Annotated in this window: 15 protein-coding genes; 12 read left to right on the forward strand and 3 right to left on the reverse strand. The window is 69.8% G+C overall.

Translation table 11 applies throughout. The features are described 5' to 3' along the window. Positions 1–49: 49 nt before the first annotated feature. Positions 50–1,273, forward strand: coding sequence for a polysaccharide deacetylase family protein (locus HJ588_RS06180; RefSeq protein ID WP_171153090.1), 1,224 nt, complete (start codon positions 50–52; stop codon positions 1,271–1,273). Positions 1,274–1,290: 17 nt separating this feature from the next. On the opposite strand, the gene HJ588_RS06185 is transcribed toward HJ588_RS06180, so the two are convergent. Together HJ588_RS06185 and HJ588_RS06190 are read right to left on the reverse strand one after the other, a co-directional pair. Further along, on the reverse strand, positions 1,291–2,811 hold the full coding sequence (locus tag HJ588_RS06185; protein ID WP_171153092.1) for a glycerol-3-phosphate dehydrogenase/oxidase: 1,521 nt from the start codon (positions 2,809–2,811) through the stop codon (positions 1,291–1,293). Further along, entirely contained in the window at positions 2,808–3,392 is a 585-nt protein-coding gene (locus HJ588_RS06190; RefSeq protein WP_171153094.1) for a TetR/AcrR family transcriptional regulator, read from the reverse strand. Before HJ588_RS06190 ends, HJ588_RS06185 begins: the two co-directional genes overlap by 4 nt. A gap of 56 nt (positions 3,393–3,448) precedes the next feature. On the opposite strand from HJ588_RS06190, the gene HJ588_RS06195 reads away from it, so the two are divergent. Genes HJ588_RS06195 through HJ588_RS06205 form a run of 3 tightly spaced genes read left to right on the forward strand, consistent with a single transcriptional unit; the run spans position 3,449 to position 6,317 of the window. Beyond that, a complete protein-coding gene (locus tag HJ588_RS06195; RefSeq protein ID WP_171153096.1) occupies positions 3,449–5,023 on the forward strand; it encodes an FAD-binding oxidoreductase in 1,575 nt (524 codons plus the stop codon). 37 nt (positions 5,024–5,060) lie between these two features. Then, positions 5,061–5,963, forward strand: coding sequence for a diacylglycerol/lipid kinase family protein (locus HJ588_RS06200; protein ID WP_171153098.1), 903 nt, complete (start codon positions 5,061–5,063; stop codon positions 5,961–5,963). Between the two features lie 42 nt (positions 5,964–6,005). Then, positions 6,006–6,317: a DUF1330 domain-containing protein gene (locus tag HJ588_RS06205; protein WP_171153100.1), complete on the forward strand. Its 312-nt coding sequence runs from the start codon at positions 6,006–6,008 to the stop codon at positions 6,315–6,317. 18 nt (positions 6,318–6,335) lie between these two features. Here HJ588_RS06205 and HJ588_RS06210 read toward each other — a convergent pair whose 3' ends face one another. Further along, positions 6,336–7,595: an isochorismate synthase gene (locus HJ588_RS06210; RefSeq protein WP_171155456.1), complete on the reverse strand. Its 1,260-nt coding sequence runs from the start codon at positions 7,593–7,595 to the stop codon at positions 6,336–6,338. 92 nt (positions 7,596–7,687) lie between these two features. Between HJ588_RS06210 and HJ588_RS06215 the strand changes: the two genes are divergently transcribed. The 8 genes from HJ588_RS06215 to nuoE all read left to right on the forward strand — a co-directional run bounded on the left by HJ588_RS06215 (position 7,688) and on the right by nuoE (position 15,333). Then, positions 7,688–8,392 carry a demethylmenaquinone methyltransferase gene (locus HJ588_RS06215; RefSeq protein ID WP_171153102.1) on the forward strand — a complete coding sequence of 235 codons (705 nt, stop codon included), beginning with the start codon at positions 7,688–7,690 and terminating at the stop codon, positions 8,390–8,392. A gap of 371 nt (positions 8,393–8,763) precedes the next feature. Further along, positions 8,764–9,642, forward strand: a complete 879-nt coding sequence (locus HJ588_RS06220; RefSeq protein WP_171153104.1) for a hypothetical protein — start codon at positions 8,764–8,766, stop codon at positions 9,640–9,642. 286 nt (positions 9,643–9,928) lie between these two features. After that, a complete protein-coding gene (locus HJ588_RS06225; RefSeq protein WP_343036616.1) occupies positions 9,929–11,242 on the forward strand; it encodes a geranylgeranyl reductase family protein in 1,314 nt (437 codons plus the stop codon). 41 nt (positions 11,243–11,283) lie between these two features. Beyond that, positions 11,284–11,649, forward strand: a complete 366-nt coding sequence (locus HJ588_RS06230) for an NADH-quinone oxidoreductase subunit A (protein WP_171153106.1) — start codon at positions 11,284–11,286, stop codon at positions 11,647–11,649. 12 nt (positions 11,650–11,661) lie between these two features. Then, positions 11,662–12,216 carry a NuoB/complex I 20 kDa subunit family protein gene (locus tag HJ588_RS06235; RefSeq protein ID WP_171153107.1) on the forward strand — a complete coding sequence of 185 codons (555 nt, stop codon included), beginning with the start codon at positions 11,662–11,664 and terminating at the stop codon, positions 12,214–12,216. Beyond that, complete coding sequence (locus tag HJ588_RS06240; protein WP_171153109.1) at positions 12,216–12,980, forward strand: NADH-quinone oxidoreductase subunit C; 765 nt, start codon at positions 12,216–12,218, stop codon at positions 12,978–12,980. The genes HJ588_RS06235 and HJ588_RS06240 overlap by 1 nt, the downstream gene beginning before the upstream one ends. 74 nt (positions 12,981–13,054) lie before the next feature. Further along, a complete protein-coding gene (locus HJ588_RS06245) occupies positions 13,055–14,419 on the forward strand; it encodes an NADH-quinone oxidoreductase subunit D (protein WP_171153111.1) in 1,365 nt (454 codons plus the stop codon). Continuing rightward, positions 14,416–15,333, forward strand: a complete 918-nt coding sequence (gene nuoE, locus HJ588_RS06250; protein WP_171153113.1) for an NADH-quinone oxidoreductase subunit NuoE — start codon at positions 14,416–14,418, stop codon at positions 15,331–15,333. Before HJ588_RS06245 ends, nuoE begins: the two co-directional genes overlap by 4 nt.

A 15,333-nucleotide genomic window follows, 5' to 3' on the forward strand; every position in this document is an offset into this window, starting at 1 on the left:
TGAAGACGGTCACAACGGGGAGGCCGTCAGTCGACTATTCGGGGAAGTCATGGCACAGGTGGACAGGCGCACGGCCATCGCAACAGGGGCAACGATCAGCGCGACGGCCGCATTGGCCGCGTGCGGCACCCTGAAGAACCCGACCACGGCTCCGCCGACGAGCGCCCGTCCGGTCGGCAGCACCTCCAGCTCGGCCCCACCGAAGGCCCGGCTCATCGGGGACGGATCGACCTCGGACACCGGGCCGCAGCCCCACCAGCCGACGGCGGAGAAGTTGGAGCCGGGACAGGCGCCGCCGCAGTTCGTGGTGATCTCCTGGGACGGCGCCGGCGAGGTCGCCGGGCTCAACCTGCTGTCCCACTTCCGTGAGGTGGCCAAGGAGACCAAGGCGTCGATGACGCTCTTCCTCTCCGGGCTGTTCCTGCTGCCGGCCGCCAAGAAGGACCTCTACCGGCCGCCGCGGCACCAGGTCGGCGCCTCCGACATCGGCTACCTCGACGACCGCGACATCCACGCCACCATCGACAACATCGGCAAGGCGTGGCTCGAGGGGCACGAGATCGGCACTCATTTCAACGGCCACTTCTGCGGCCGGGGCGGCGTCAGCGAATGGTCGCCGGCCGAGTGGCGCAGCGAGATCGAGCAGGCGAAGTCGTTCGTGAAGAACTGGCGGACCAACACCGGCTTCACCGACCTGCCGCCGCTGCCGTTCGACTACGACAAGGAGCTCGTCGGCGGCCGCACGCCGTGCCTGGAGGGTGCGGACAACCTGCGGGTGGCGGCCTCGCAGCTGGGCTGGCGCTACGACACCAGCAAGACCGGCATCCAGATGTGGCCCGGCAGGGACCGCAATCTCTGGGACGTGTCCATGCAGTCGATCCCGTTCGCCGGGCACTCCGGCCAGGTGATCTCGATGGACTACAACATCATGTACAACCAGTCCGGCGGCACCCGTGGCAAGCCGTCGATGCGGCCGAAGTGGCAGCAGGAGGCGGTCGACACCTACCTGGCCGGCTTCCTGCGCGCCTACGACTTCAACCGGGCGCCGCTGATCATCGGCAACCACTTCGAGGGCTGGAACGGTGGCATCTACATGACAGCCGTCGAGCAGGTCATGCGCAAGATCGTCGATTATCCGGACGCGCGGATCGTGTCCTTCCGGCAGCTGATCGACTGGGTGGAGGAGCAGGACCCGGCCGTGCTGGCCAAGCTGCGCAGCCTGCCCTACGGCAGCAAGCCGACCGGTGGCTGGGCCCAGTTCCTCGCTGTATGACGGGAGTCGCGCCCGGCTCAGCCCTCTGATCTGACCGCCGAAAGCGCTTCTGCCGCAACGGGTTCGGCGAGCGCCCGGTCCGCGGGCACCAGGCCTACCCGGGTGCGCCGGTCGAGCAGGTCGTCGACGTCGAGAGCGCCCTCGTGACTGAGTGCGAAGTCCAGCTCGGCGGGCGTGGTCGGCACCGTGTCGCCGATCGGGAGGTTGCGGGCCGGGTCGGCAGACAGCACCTCGGCCGCCTCGGCGCCGTAACGGCGGACCAGCCGGTCGGGGAGCTCGCCGTTGACGGGACCAGCCGGATCTGCGCCGACGAGAGCTGTTTTCGCGGTCACGCAGGGCCCGGCGGTGAGGCTGCTCCGGCGGACTGCGGCGTCGACCGCGTCCTGCGCCATACGGCGGTAGGTGGTGAGTTTGCCGCCGACGACGGTGATCATCCCGCTCGACCCGGTCAGCACCGCGTGTTTGCGGGACAGGTCGGCGGTCGAGCCCTCGGCGGACAGCAGCGGCCGGAGCCCGGCGTAGGTGCCGATCACATCTGCCCGGGAGAGGGGCCGCCGGAGCGCGGTGTTGATGGTGTCGAGGAGCAAGGCGACCTCCTGCTCGGACGACTGCGGCACGTCGGGGACCGGCGGCGCGGCCGGCTCGTCGGTGAGCCCTATGTAGGTGGTGCCGTCCAGTTGCGGGAGGCTGAAGACGAAGCGGCCGAAGTGGCCTGGAACCGGGGCATTGACAATGCAATTCATCGATCCGAGCGCCGCGGACCGCACCACCAGATGGGTGCCGCGCGACGGGCGGAGCCGGATGTCGGGTGCGAGCGAGTCGGCCCAGACGCCGGTCGCGTTGACGACGGCACGCGCCGGGATGTCGTGCTCGGAGCCGGTCAGCTCGTCACGCACCCGCGCGCCGTCGCCGGTGGCGGAGACGGCACGCACCCGAGTGAGCACCCGCGCGCCGTGACCGGCGGCGGTCCGCGCGATGGCCACCACGAGCCGCGCGTCGTCGACCAGTTGCCCGTCCCAGCCGAGCGCCGCACCGGTCAGCCCGTGGTCCTGCACGCCCGACGCGAACGCGAGGGTTTCGGTGCGGCCGAGTCGCCGGGGCCGCGGCAGCACCGCGCGCGGGGTGCGCGCCGCGGCTCGCAGGGCGTCCCCGGCGAGGAAGCCGGCGAACGTCGCGGCCCGGTCCCGGCGCGATCCGCCGGCGAAGTGCGGCACCACCCACGGCATCGCCCGCACCAGGTGCGGCGCGGTGCGCGTCATCAGGATGCCGCGCTCGACCGCGCTCTCGTGCGCGATGCCGACCTGTCCGGAGGCGAGGTAGCGCAGCCCGCCGTGCGCGAGCTTGGAGCTCCACCGCGACGTGCCGAAGGCGAGGTCGTGCGCGTCGATCGCGACCACGTCGAGGCCCCGGCTCGCGGCGTCGAGGGCGACGCCGGCACCGGTCACGCCGAGTCCGACGACCAGCAGGTCGGCGACCCGGCCGTCGGTGGCTTCGACGAGTTCGCGGGCGCGGCGGGCCGCGTTGAGCGCGGTGTTCATCGCAGGTAGTTCTCGACGGCGATCGCGAGCTGGCCGAAGAGGTCGGTCTCGTCGATGTCCTCGTCGGACATCGTGGGCACCGAGAAGACGAAGCCGTAGGTCATCAAAAGCACTGAGCGGGCGAAGAGTTCGGGCTCGCCGGAGCGGACCGAGCCGGCTTCCTGCGCGGCCGTGATGCCGGTGGCCAGTGACTCCAGCAGCGTGGTCTGGGTGCGGCCGCGGCGGACCAGCAGGTAGGGCAGCAGCAACTCCGGGTCGACGTCGACGATCTTGCGGAACAGCTCGCCCTCGTGCACCTCCCGGGCCGCGGCGGCGACGGTGCGGGCGATGCCGGACGCGTCGAGGCGCATGCCGTCGCGCGCGGCGAGCCGATAACCGATGGTCGACCACTCGCGCACCATCAGGTCGGCGGTGAGCGCCGACATGTCCGGCCAGCGCCGGTAGACGCTCATCCGGGAGACGCCGGCCTTGCGCGCGACGTCGGTCATCGTCGTCCGGCGCCAGCCGACCGCCAGCAGGCAGGCGCGCGCGGCGTCGAGGAGGTCGTCGTCCTCGATCGGGCTGTTACGGATCGTCGACATGTGTCACACTGTAACACCGGAGCCCGAGAACCCGCCGTTCGATCGAGGAAGTCACCATGCACTGGTCCCGCTGGGGAGATCCGCACCGCACCGCCGCCCTGCCCGACAACGCCGGCGAGCTCATGGCGTTCGCCTTCGGTGAGGTGACCCCGCGTCCGGCGGTCGATCGCGCCGACGTGCGACTGCCCGCCTCGCGCCTGACCCCCGCACACCAGCAGGCGTATGCCGCGGCGGTCACTCCGGAGCAGGTCGCCACCGACGACACCGCGCGCGTCGAGCACACCCGCGGCAAGTCCACCCCGGATCTGCTGGCCGCCCGCGCCGGCGACTTCTCGGCCGCGCCCGATGCGGTGATCCGGCCAGGGAGCGTTGACGAGATCGTCGAGGTGCTGCGCGTCAGCGAGCGCGAGCACATCGCGGTGGTGCCGTTCGGCGGCGGCACGTCGGTGGTCGGCGGTCTCGCGCCGGACGGCGCGTCATACGCCGCGGTGATCGCGCTGGACCTGCGACGGCTCGACCGGGTCGTCGAGCTCGACGAGATCTCGCGGACCGCCACGCTGCAGGCGGGCATGCTCGGTCCGGAGGTCGAGAAAGCGCTCGCAGCCGAGGGATACACCCTCGGTCACTTCCCGCAGTCGTTCGAATACGCCAGCGTCGGCGGCTTCGCGGCAACCCGTTCCAGCGGCCAATCGTCCTCCGGTTACGGCAGATTCGACGCAATGGTCGTTGCACTGACCATTGCGACACCGTCGGGCACCTGGCACATCGGCCGGTCGCCGGCCAGCGCCGCCGGCCCGGACCTGCGGCAGCTGGTGCTGGGGTCAGAGGGTGCCTTCGGGGTGATCACCGACGTCACGGTCATGGTGCGGCCGGTGCCGCAGGCCAAGGCCTACGAGACGTGGCGCTTCGCGTCGTTCGCCGAGGGCGCGACCGCGATGCGCACGCTGGTGCAGGACCGCATCAACCCGACAGTGCTGCGGCTCTCGGACGAGACCGAGACAGCCATCAACCTCAGCGACCCCAGCGCCATCGGACTCAACGCCGACGGCGGCTGCCAGCTGGTCTGCGGCTACGAGGGCACCGAGCAGCGGGTGGCACGGATGCGGGCGGAGGCCGGTGAGACGCTGACCGGGCTCGGCGGCACGCTCGTCGGCGAGAAGGGCGGCGACGCCTGGGCGGAGGGGCGCTTCGACGCGCCATACCTGCGCGACACGCTGCTCGACGAGGGGGTGCTGGTCGAGACGCTCGAGACCGCGACCACCTGGGCCAACCTCCCGCGACTGTATGACGCCGTGCGGGCCGCGATCGACGCGGCAGCGAAGGGGCAAGGCGTGGATCCCATTGTTTTGTGTCACATTTCGCACGTTTACCCAGCAGGTGCGTCGCTCTACTTCACCGTCGCGATGCGCGAGACCGACGACCCGCCAGCGCAATGGGTGCCGGTGAAGCAGGTTGCCGGCGACGCGATCTCGCAGCACGGCGGCACGATCACCCACCACCACGCGGTCGGCCGCGACCACAAGCCGTGGCTGGCCGACGAGATCGGCGACACCGGCGTGGCGGTGCTGCGCGCGGTCAAGGAGACGCTGGATCCTGAGGGCGTCCTCAACCCAGGAGTCCTGATCCCATGAGCGCACCACGAAGTGCCCGTCGTCCTGCGGAGGCCCGATGACCACGGCCCGGACCTCCCCGACCTCTAGGTCCTCCCGGTCCTTTCATGTCCTGGCCAATCCGCTCTCCGGTGGCGGCAAGGCGGTCCACCTGGCTCGCCAGGTCGCGGCCGACCTCGGCGACGCCGGCGCCACCGTGCGCATCACCTTCTCGCCGGGGATCGAAGCAGCGGACGGCCTGGTGCGCGACACCAAGGCGGCCGGCGAGACCTGCGTGACCGTCGGGGGCGACGGCTTCCTCGGGTCGCTCGCGGCGCCGTTGATCGAGCACGACGTAACTTTCGGGATCGTGCCCAGCGGGCGCGGCAACGACTTCGCGCGCCAGCTCGGGATCCCTGAAAACACCCATGACGCAACACGATTGGCGCTCGCGGGTGCTCCGACCGGCGTCGACGCGATCCGGCTCGGCAACCGGGTCGTCGTCGGCAGCGTGTATGCCGGCATCGACTCCCTGGTGTCCCACCTGGTCAACACCGCGCCGCGGAAGCTGCCGGCGACGCTGCAGTATCAGGTGTCGTCGGTGCGCGGCCTGTTCAAGTTCCCGCCGCGGCACTACCGCGTCACCGTCGACGACGACGTCTTCGAATATCGCGGATTCACTGCGATTGCTGCCAATTCGGGCTTCTACGGCAAGGGCATGCACATCGCGCCCGATGCGGACGTGCACGACGGACTGCTCGACGTGATCATGGTCGGGGCCGGCAACCGGCTGAAGTTCGTGACCGCGATGCCGCAGCTCTATCGCGGTACCCACCTGAAGAACCCCGAGGTCACCGTCGCCCGCGGCCGGGTGGTGCGCATCGAGGCGGAAGGCGTCGAGGCCTACGGCGACGGCGAGCCGATCCAGCAACTGCCGGCGACCGTCGAGGTGCTGCCCCGGGCGCTCAGTGTGCTGTTGTAATGAACTCTGACAACGGATCGTCCGAGGAAAGGCTGTGAGCTGATGGCGGCATCGGGTTACTGGATCGCACGAGTGCAGGTCAACGACGAGAACGCCTACCTGCAGTATGCCTCCGCGGCGACCGCCGCCTATGCGGCGTACGGCGGAAAGCTGCTGGTGCGCGGTGGGCCGTACGAAGCGGTCGAGGGCGACTCCCGGCCGCGCAACGTCGTGATCGAATTCCCTTCGTATCGCGCAGCGCTCGACTGTTACAACTCTGCGGCATACCAGGCTGCGCGGGAGTATCGCGAGAAGGCGGCGGACGCCGACATCATCATCGTCGAGGGTTACGACGGGCCGCAGCCGAGCGCCTGACGCTCCGGAGCGGCCAGGTCAGTCGTCGGCGAGCGCGTGCCGCATCGGCACGAGCTTCGCCTCCGACTCGGTGAGCTCGGCGTCGGGCTGCGAGCCCGCGACGATGCCGCAGCCGGCGAAAAGCCTGATCTGCGAGGGCTTTTCGAGGTGCCCGCAGCGAAGGGCGATGCCCCACTCGCCGTCGCCGGACGCGTCGAGCCAGCCGACCGGTCCGGCATAGCGGCCACGGTCCATCTGCTCGAGCTCGCCGATCAGGTCACGCGCGGCGAGGGTCGGCGTGCCGCACACCGCGGCGGACGGGTGCAGCGACGCGGCGAGCGTCAGTGACGAGACGTCCTCGCGCAGGACGCCGGCGACGTCGGTCGCCAGGTGCATGACGTTGGGCAGGTGCAGCACGAACGGCGACTCCGGCACGTTCATCGACGAGCAGTGTGGCGACAGCGCGTCGGCCACCGACCGCACGGCGTATTCGTGCTCCTCGAGGTCCTTGCTCGACCGCGCCAGCGACGCGGCGAGTGCCAGGTCGTGCTCGTCGTCGCCGGTGCGGCGGATGGTGCCGGCGAGGATGCGCGAGGTGACCAGGCCCTTCTCGCGGCGCAGCAGCATCTCGGGGGTCGCGCCGACGAGGCCGTCGACGCTGTAGGTCCAGGTGTTGGCGTATGCCGAGGTGAGCCGCGCCAGCAGGTGCCGCGGATCGATCGGGCCCTCCGCGGTGACGACGACGTCACGCGCCATCACCACCTTGTCGAGCGCCCCGGACTGGACGCGCCGCACCGCGGCACCGACGGCCTGCGCCCACTCGGCGCCGGTCAGCGCACCGTCACGGGAGTCGGAAAGCACTGGTGCCAAAGGCTTCTCAGCAGGATGTATGACGGGGGCACCGCCGAGATCGGGCGCGCTGCTGATGCTCGTCACCCAGGCGACGCCGTTGCGGCGACCGACCACGATCGCCGGCACGTGCAGCACCCCGCCCGCGGCCGAGGCCGCCGAGAAGGCGAACGAGCCCACCGCGACCAGTCCGGACCCGGGCAGGTCGACCTCGGACCGGACGACGGCCGATCCGACCACGTCGCGCCACCACTGCTCGGCCTCGGCGAAGCGGGCGGTGCCCGCCGTGCGAATGCTCGCCGCGACGCCCCAGCCGACGAAGCCGTCGCCGTCGCGCAGCCAGCTGACGGGGGAGTCGGCGCCCGCGGGAATGACCGACACCAGGTCGCCGGGGTCGGCGATGCGGGTCGAGCGCACCACCAGCGCCGGGTGCGAGGCAGGCAGGGGCATGGTCACGAGCGGTCACCTTACGCCGGTGTCCTTCGCCGTGCGGCGAGTGCCGTCCGTGCGCGGGCGCTGCGTCATACGACAAGATGACGCGTATGAACCGTGCCAGCCTCGACAAGCAGCCCGCCGATGTTGCCCGCATGTTCGACGACGTCGCGGAGCGTTACGACGTCACCAACGACGTGCTGTCGCTGGGGCAGGACCGGCGGTGGCGCAAGCAGGTCGTCGAGGCGGTCGCGCCGAAGCCCGGCGACGTAATCCTCGACATCGCCGCGGGCACCGGCACCAGCAGCGAACCGTTCGACGCGATGGGCGCGCACGTCGTGCCGGCCGACTTCTCGCTCGGCATGCTGCGCAAGGGCAAGCGGCGCCGCCCCGACCTCGCCTTCACCGCGGCCGATGCGACCCAATTGCCTTTCGAGGACGGCGTTTTCGACACCGTGACGATGTCCTTCGGGCTGCGCAACGTGCACGACACCGACGAGGCGTTGCGCGAGTTCCGCCGGGTCACCAAGCCGGGCGGCACGCTCGTCATCTGCGAGTTCTCGACGCCGACCAACCCGGCGTTCCGCAAGGTTTACAGCGAATACCTGATGTCGGCGCTGCCCAAGATCGCCCGCCGGGTCGGCTCCAACGCCGAGTCCTACGTCTACCTTGCCGAATCGATCCAGGCGTGGCCCGACCAGGCCGGTATGGCGACCCGCCTCCAGGACGCCGGGTGGGGCAAGGTCGAGTGGCGCAACCTCACCGGCGGCATCGTCGCGCTCCACCGCGCGACCAAGCCGCGCAGCCTGGGCTGAGCCCGGCGCCGGGGGGCGTGCAGAAGTCGCGACGGTTGCGGCGTGTGCACGCGGATCGGGCTAGGGCCGTGCAGAAGTCGCGACGGTTGCGGGGTGTGCACCCGGATGGGCCTGGGGGCGTGCAGAAGTCGCGACGGTTGCGGGGTGTGCACCCGGATGGGCCTGGGGGCGTGCAGAAGTCGCGACGGTTGCGGGCTGTGGACGCGGAACGGCCCGAGGGCGTGCAGAAGTCGCGACGGTCGCGGGCTGTGCACGCCGAGTCGGCCGCCGAACCGGCGGCTGCCTGTGGATAACCGGCGCCGCGAATCGCGAGTTCCTGCCACGGTTGCGGGATGTCAGCTCTCCCATCACCCGCGCCCCGCAAACTCGGCGTGATCTTCACCACCGCGCAGGCCGAGCGCGCCGGAGTGAGCCGCCGGCAACTCGCCGGGCCCGACTATCGCCAGCTGATACGCGGCAGCTATTGGCGGGTCGGCTCAGCGCCCACTCTCGGCCAGCGGGTTCGTTACCTGCTCGCGACCTTGCCCGCCGCGCGGTTTGCTTCGCATCACACCGCCGCATCGCTCTGGGGAGCGGTGACGCCGATGGCCTCCGACATACACCTCGGCACTCGTAAACGCCGGCACACCGAGCATCGCGGGGTGCGGTTTCACTTCTACACGCATGCGCCGGAACTGTTGATGGTCAAGGGAATTGCGGTGACCAGCCCGCGCCAGACCTTCCTTGATCTGGCCGCCCATCTCGAGTTCATCGACTTGCTGATCCTGGGTGATTCGCTGGTGCGCCGTGCGCGGGTCACGCCGGCCCAACTCATCGACTTCGTCGCCGACAAGCATTCGACCGGTGCGGCGAAGGCTCGCGAGGTCGCCCACTTCGTGCGCGCCAGGGTCGACTCTCCCAACGAGTCGCGACTCCGTCTGCTGATGGTCAGTGCCGGTTTCCCGGAGCCGGTCGTCAATCACGTCGTGCGCATCGGCGCGCGGTGGCGCGAAATCGACATGAGCTATCCGAAGCTGAAGCTCGCGTTCGAGTTCGACGGTCGGCACCACATCGAGCGCGAGCAGCAATGGGAAGCCGACATACTGCGTCGCGAGGAAGTGGAGGCGATCGGCTGGCGCTTCATCGTGATCACTTCGACCTCGATGTATGCCGACCCGCTCGCCGTTCTGGGACGGATCGTCGATGCCGTCCAGCTCGCGTCCGGCGTACGGCTGCGAATCGGTGACGGGTGGCGGCGGCACTTCGGCTGATCGCAGCCGCTCGCGCCGGGGGCGTGCAGAAGTCGCGACGGGCGCGGGGTGCGCACGCGGATCGGCCTGGGGGCGTGCAGAAGTCGCGACGGTCGCGGGGTGCGCACGCGGATCGGCCCGGGGGCGTGCAGAAGTCGCGACGGTCGCGGGCTACGCACGAAGCGCAGGAAAGCGCAGGCAGCCCCCGCCCCAAGCGGTTAGGCTCGCCTAAGTAGGTCCGGATCGGCCGCTGGGAATACAGTGCATGGGTTAGTGAACGTCTTCACAAGGTAGAAAGATTCACCCCGTGAGCCTCCCCGGCGTTATCCCTGCCCCGGACGAGAGCGCCGACGTCATCGTCGTCGGCGCCGGCCCCGGTGGATCCGCAACCGCCGCCTACCTCGCGATGGCCGGCCTCGACGTGCTGTTGCTCGAGAAGACGCACTTCCCCCGCGAGAAGGTGTGCGGCGACGGTCTCACCCCGCGCGCGGTGCGCGAGCTGATCACGCTCGGCATCCCGACGCCGGAGGACGACGGCTGGATCAAGAACAAGGGGCTGCGCATCATCGGCGGCGGCATGCGGCTGCAGCTCGACTGGCCCGACGTGGCGAGCTTCCCGCCATACGGCCTGGTGCGCACCCGGCAGGACTTCGACGACATCCTCGCCAAGCATGCGGTCAAGCACGGCGCGCGCCTGCGTGAGGGCGTCAACGTCGGCGGCGCGATCCGGGACGACAAGACCGGCGCGATCATCGGTGTCGAGGCCAAGGAGATGGGGCAGAACGACCGCCCCACCGGCAAGCAGCTGACCTTCCGGGCGCCGCTGGTGATCGCCGCCGACGGCAACTCTTCGCGGCTGTCGCTCGCGATGGGCCGCGACAAGCGCGACGACCGCCCGATGGGCGTCGCGGTGCGGGCCTACTACACCAGCCCGCGCACCGACGACGACTATCTGGAGTCGTGGCTGGAGCTGTGGTCCAAGGACAAGCAGGGCAAGCGGGTCCTGCTGCCCGGCTACGGCTGGATCTTCGGTGTGGGTGACGGCACGAGCAACCTCGGCCTCGGAATCCTCAACACCTCCAGTGCCTTCGGCAAGACCGACTACAAGGACGTCATGCGTCAGTGGGTCGCGACGATGCCGGAGGAGTGGACCTTCAACGACGAGACCATCACCGGCCCGATCCGCGGCGCGGCCCTGCCGATGGGCTTCAACCGCCAGCCGCACTATGCCGACGGCCTGCTGCTCGTCGGTGACGCGGGCGGCATGGTCAACCCGTTCAACGGTGAGGGCATCGCCTACGCGATGGAGTCCGGCCGCCTGGCCGCCGAGGTCATCGCGCAGGCGTTCGGCCGCACCGACGACGCCGGTCGCGAGCGCGTGCTGCAGTCCTACCCGAAGGTGATGAAGGACGCCCTGGGCGGCTACTTCACCGTCGGCCGGCTCTTCGCGCAGCTGATCGGTCACCCCGAGGTGATGAAATTCGCGGTGCGCTACGGGTTGCCGCGCAAGACGATGATGCAGATGCTGCTGAAGGTGATGGCCAACCTCGGCGACGAGCACGGCGGCAAACTCGACGACCGCGTCATGGCGGTCCTGTCGAGGATGGTGCCCGCGGCATGAGCGGCACCGTGAGCAAAGACGCTCGGAAGGAGTCATAGGCGATGGACTATTCCTACGCACCGCTGCTGTTCTTCGCAGGCATCGGCGCGGCGTTCGCCATCTTCTCGGTGGTGGGCGCCGGATCCCTCGCGGGACCCAAGCGCTACAACCGCGCCAAGGTCGACGCCTACGAGTGCGGCATCCAGCCGAGCCCGCAGCCCGAGGGCGGCGGCCGCGTGCCGATCAAGTACTACCTGACGGCGATGCTGTTCATCATCTTCGACATCGAGTCGGTGTTCCTCTACCCGTTCGCGGTGTCGTTCGACCGTCTCGGCCTGTTCGCGCTGATCGAGATGGTGCTCTTCGTGCTGACCGTCTTCGTCGCCTACGCATTCGTATGGCGCCGCGGCGGCCTCGAGTGGGATTGAGGTAATCGCAGAATGGGAATCGAGGAGAAGCTCCCCGCGGGCTTCCTGCTGACCACCGTCGAGCAGGTCGCCGGCTACATGCGCAAGAGCTCGGTCTGGCCCGCGACGTTCGGTCTGGCCTGCTGCGCCATCGAGATGATGGCCGTCGGCACCCCCGACTACGACATCGCCCGCTTCGGCATGGAGCGCTTCAGCGCCACCCCGCGGCAGGCCGACCTGATGATCGTCGCCGGCCGGGTGAGCCAGAAGATGGCCCCGGTCGTCCGCCAGGTCTACGACCAGATGCCCGAGCCCAAGTGGGTCATCTCGATGGGTGTGTGTGCCAGCTCCGGCGGCATGTTCAACAACTACGCGATCGTCCAGGGGGTCGACCACGTCATACCGGTCGACATCTATCTGCCCGGGTGTCCGCCGCGGCCGGAGATGCTGCTCAACTCGATCCTCGAGCTGCACAAGCAGATCCAGGGCGGCAAGCTCGGCGTCAATCGCGTCGAGGCGGCCCGCGCGGCCGAGCAGGCTGCTCTGACCGCCACCCCGACCCACCAGATGAAGGGGCTGCTGGCCTGATGACTGACGACAGCAGCAAGCCTGACCAGCCGGCCGCCGAGGCGACCACCACCGACGCCGTCGGCGCCGGCGAACTCGCCCGCCAGGCCGAGCCGGGCGCGCCCGTGCGCGTGGCCGAGCGTCGCGGCATGTTCGGCTCCTCGCTCGGCAACGACACCAGCGGCTATGGCGGCCTCGACCGCACCGTCTACTTCCCGGGTGCCGCGGCGCGCCCCTACGGCGGCTACTTCGACCAGGTCGCCGACTCGCTGGAGAGCGCGCTGCAGGCGCGCGGCGGCGACTACGCGGCGGCCGTGCAGTATGTCGTGGTCGACCGCGGCGAACTCACCTTCTTCGTGGCCCGCGAGCACCTGCCCGCCGTCGCCCAGGCGCTGCGCGACGAGCCCGCGCTGCGCTTCGAGACCTGCATGGGCGTCTCGGGCGTGCACTACCCGCAGGAGACCGGCCGCGAGCTTCACGCGGTCTACCACTTCCACTCGATCACCAACGGCAGCAGGCGCATTCGCGTGGAGGTCGCCGTGCCCGAGGGTGACGCGCACATTCCGACGATCGTCCCGACCTACCCCGGCGCCGACTGGCACGAGCGGGAGACCTGGGACATGTTCGGGATCGAGTTCGACGGCCACCCGTCGTTGACCCGCATCCTCATGCCGGACGACTGGCCCGGCCACCCGCAGCGCAAGGACTACCCGCTCGGCGGCATCCCGGTGGAGTACAAGGGCGCCACCGTGCCGCCGGCGGACGACCGGAGGTCTTACAAATGAGCGCCGACCGAGCCGAGGACACGAGCGAGGTACGAGTGAGGCCCGCAGGCGAGGGCAGAGGCGCGACGGAAGGCATGAGCGCCGACAGCGCACAGGCACAGGCCCAGTCCGACCCGTATGGCGCCACCACGCACGACGTGGACGAGGACACCCCGGTGCTCAACGCCGTCGGCGGCGACTGGGACGAACTCGTCGACGAGGCCACCGCGCTCCACGAGGAGCGGATCGTGGTCAACATGGGGCCGCAGCACCCGTCGACCCACGGCGTGCTCCGGCTGATCCTCGAACTCGACGGTGAGACGGTCACCGAGGCCCGCGCGGGCATCGGCTACCTGCACACCGGCATCGAGAAGAACATGGAGTTCCGCACCTGGACCCAGGGCGTGACCTTCTGCACCCGCATGGACTACGTCATGCCGATCTTCAACGAGGCGTCCTACTGCCTCGCGGTCGAGAAGGCGCTCGGCATCACCGACCAGATCCCGGAGCGGGCGCAGACCATCCGGGTGCTGATGATGGAGTTCAACCGGATCGCCTCCCACCTGGTGGCGCTCGCGACCGGCGGCATGGAGATGGGCGCGACCACGGTCATGACCATCGGATTCCGTGAGCGTGAGCGCATCCTGTCGATCTTCGAGATGATCACCGGCCTGCGGATGAACAACGCCTACATCCGCCCCGGCGGTGTGGCGACCGACATCCCGGCCGGCACGATCGACAAGATCCGCGAGACGATCCCGTTGGTGCGCAAGGGGATTGGCGAGCTCGAGGCGCTGCTCAACGAGAACCCGATCCTCAAGGGCCGCACGGTCGACGTCGGCTACCTCGACCTCTCCGGCTGTATGGCGCTGGGCATCACCGGACCGATGCTGCGCGCGGCCGGGCTCCCGCACGACCTGCGCAAGGCCGAGCCCTACTGCGGTTACGAGACCTACGACTTCGACATCCCGACCCGCGACACGTGCGACGCCTACGGGCGTCTGCGGGTGCGCATCGACGAGATGCACGAGTCGCTGAAAATCGTCGAGCAGGCGGTCGACCGCCTGGACGCGGGCCCGGGCCCGGTCATGGTCGCGGACAAGAAGATCGCCTGGCCGGCGCAGCTGGCCGTCGGCTCGGACGGTCAGGGCAACAGCCTCGACCACATCCGCGAGATCATGGGCGAGTCGATGGAGTCGCTCATCCACCACTTCAAGCTGGTCACCGAGGGCTTCCGCGTCCCGCCGGGCCAGGCGTACGCCGCGGTGGAGAGCCCCAAGGGCGAGATGGGTTGCCACGTCGTCTCCGACGGCGGCACCCGCCCCTACCGGGTGCACTTCCGGGACCCGTCCTTCAACAACCTGCAGGCCGTGGCCGCGACCGCCGAGGGCGGCTCGGTCGCCGACGTGATCGTCGCCGTGGCCAGCATCGACCCCGTGATGGGTGGTGTGGACCGATGAGTCATCCCAGTGAGAAGGGTCTCGATACGGCCTCGCCGAGCGGCTCGGCCTCCTCGACCAGCGTGGGAGACCCGCAGGTCGAGCGCGACCTCGACCCGGCGTTCCACGAGCTGACCCCGCTGCAGCCGAGCTCGGAGCCCTACACCGAGCAGCAGCTGGCGCAGCTCAACGCCGACTCCGACGCGATCATCGCCCGCTACCCGGTGAAGCGCTCGGCGCTGCTGCCGATGCTGCACCTGGTGCAGAGCATCGACGGCTACGTCACCGGCCGCGGCGTCACCTTCTGCGCCGAGAAGCTCGACCTCACCGACGCCGACGTGGCCGGTGTGGCGACCTTCTACACCCAGTACAAGCGCCACCCCAACGGCGAGTACACCGTCGGTGTCTGCACCAACACGCTCTGCGCGATCATGGGCGGCGACCTGATCTTCGACGCGGTCTCCGAGCACCTCGGCATCGGGCACGACGAGACCACCGAGGACGGCAAGGTCACCCTCGAGCGCGTCGAGTGCAACGCGGCGTGCGACTACGCGCCGGTCGTCATGGCCAACTGGGAGTTCGTCGACAACCAGACGCCGGAGTCGGCGATCCGGCTGGTCGACGACCTGCGCGCCGGCAAGCCGGTCAGGCCGACCCGTGGCCCGGACCGCGTCTGCACCTTCAAGCAGGTCTCCCGCACGCTCGCCGGTTTCCCCGACGGCCTCGCCGACGAGGGCGTCGGCGCGGGCGGCCCGAGCCTGGAGGGCCTGAAGCTGGCCAAGGAGAAGGGCTGGCACGCACCGCGGTCGGCCGACGAGGTCAGCGAGCAGGACCAGGCGCAAACTTCCGGCGCGGATGCCAATCCGCAGCCGGGAGAAGAGTTTTCCAGCGCTGACAGCGACGGCTCCGTGCCGCCCGCGAAGGAAGCCGAGTAA

The sequence above is a fragment of the Flexivirga aerilata genome (assembly GCF_013002715.1).
GTDB lineage: Bacteria > Actinomycetota > Actinomycetes > Actinomycetales > Dermatophilaceae > Flexivirga > Flexivirga aerilata.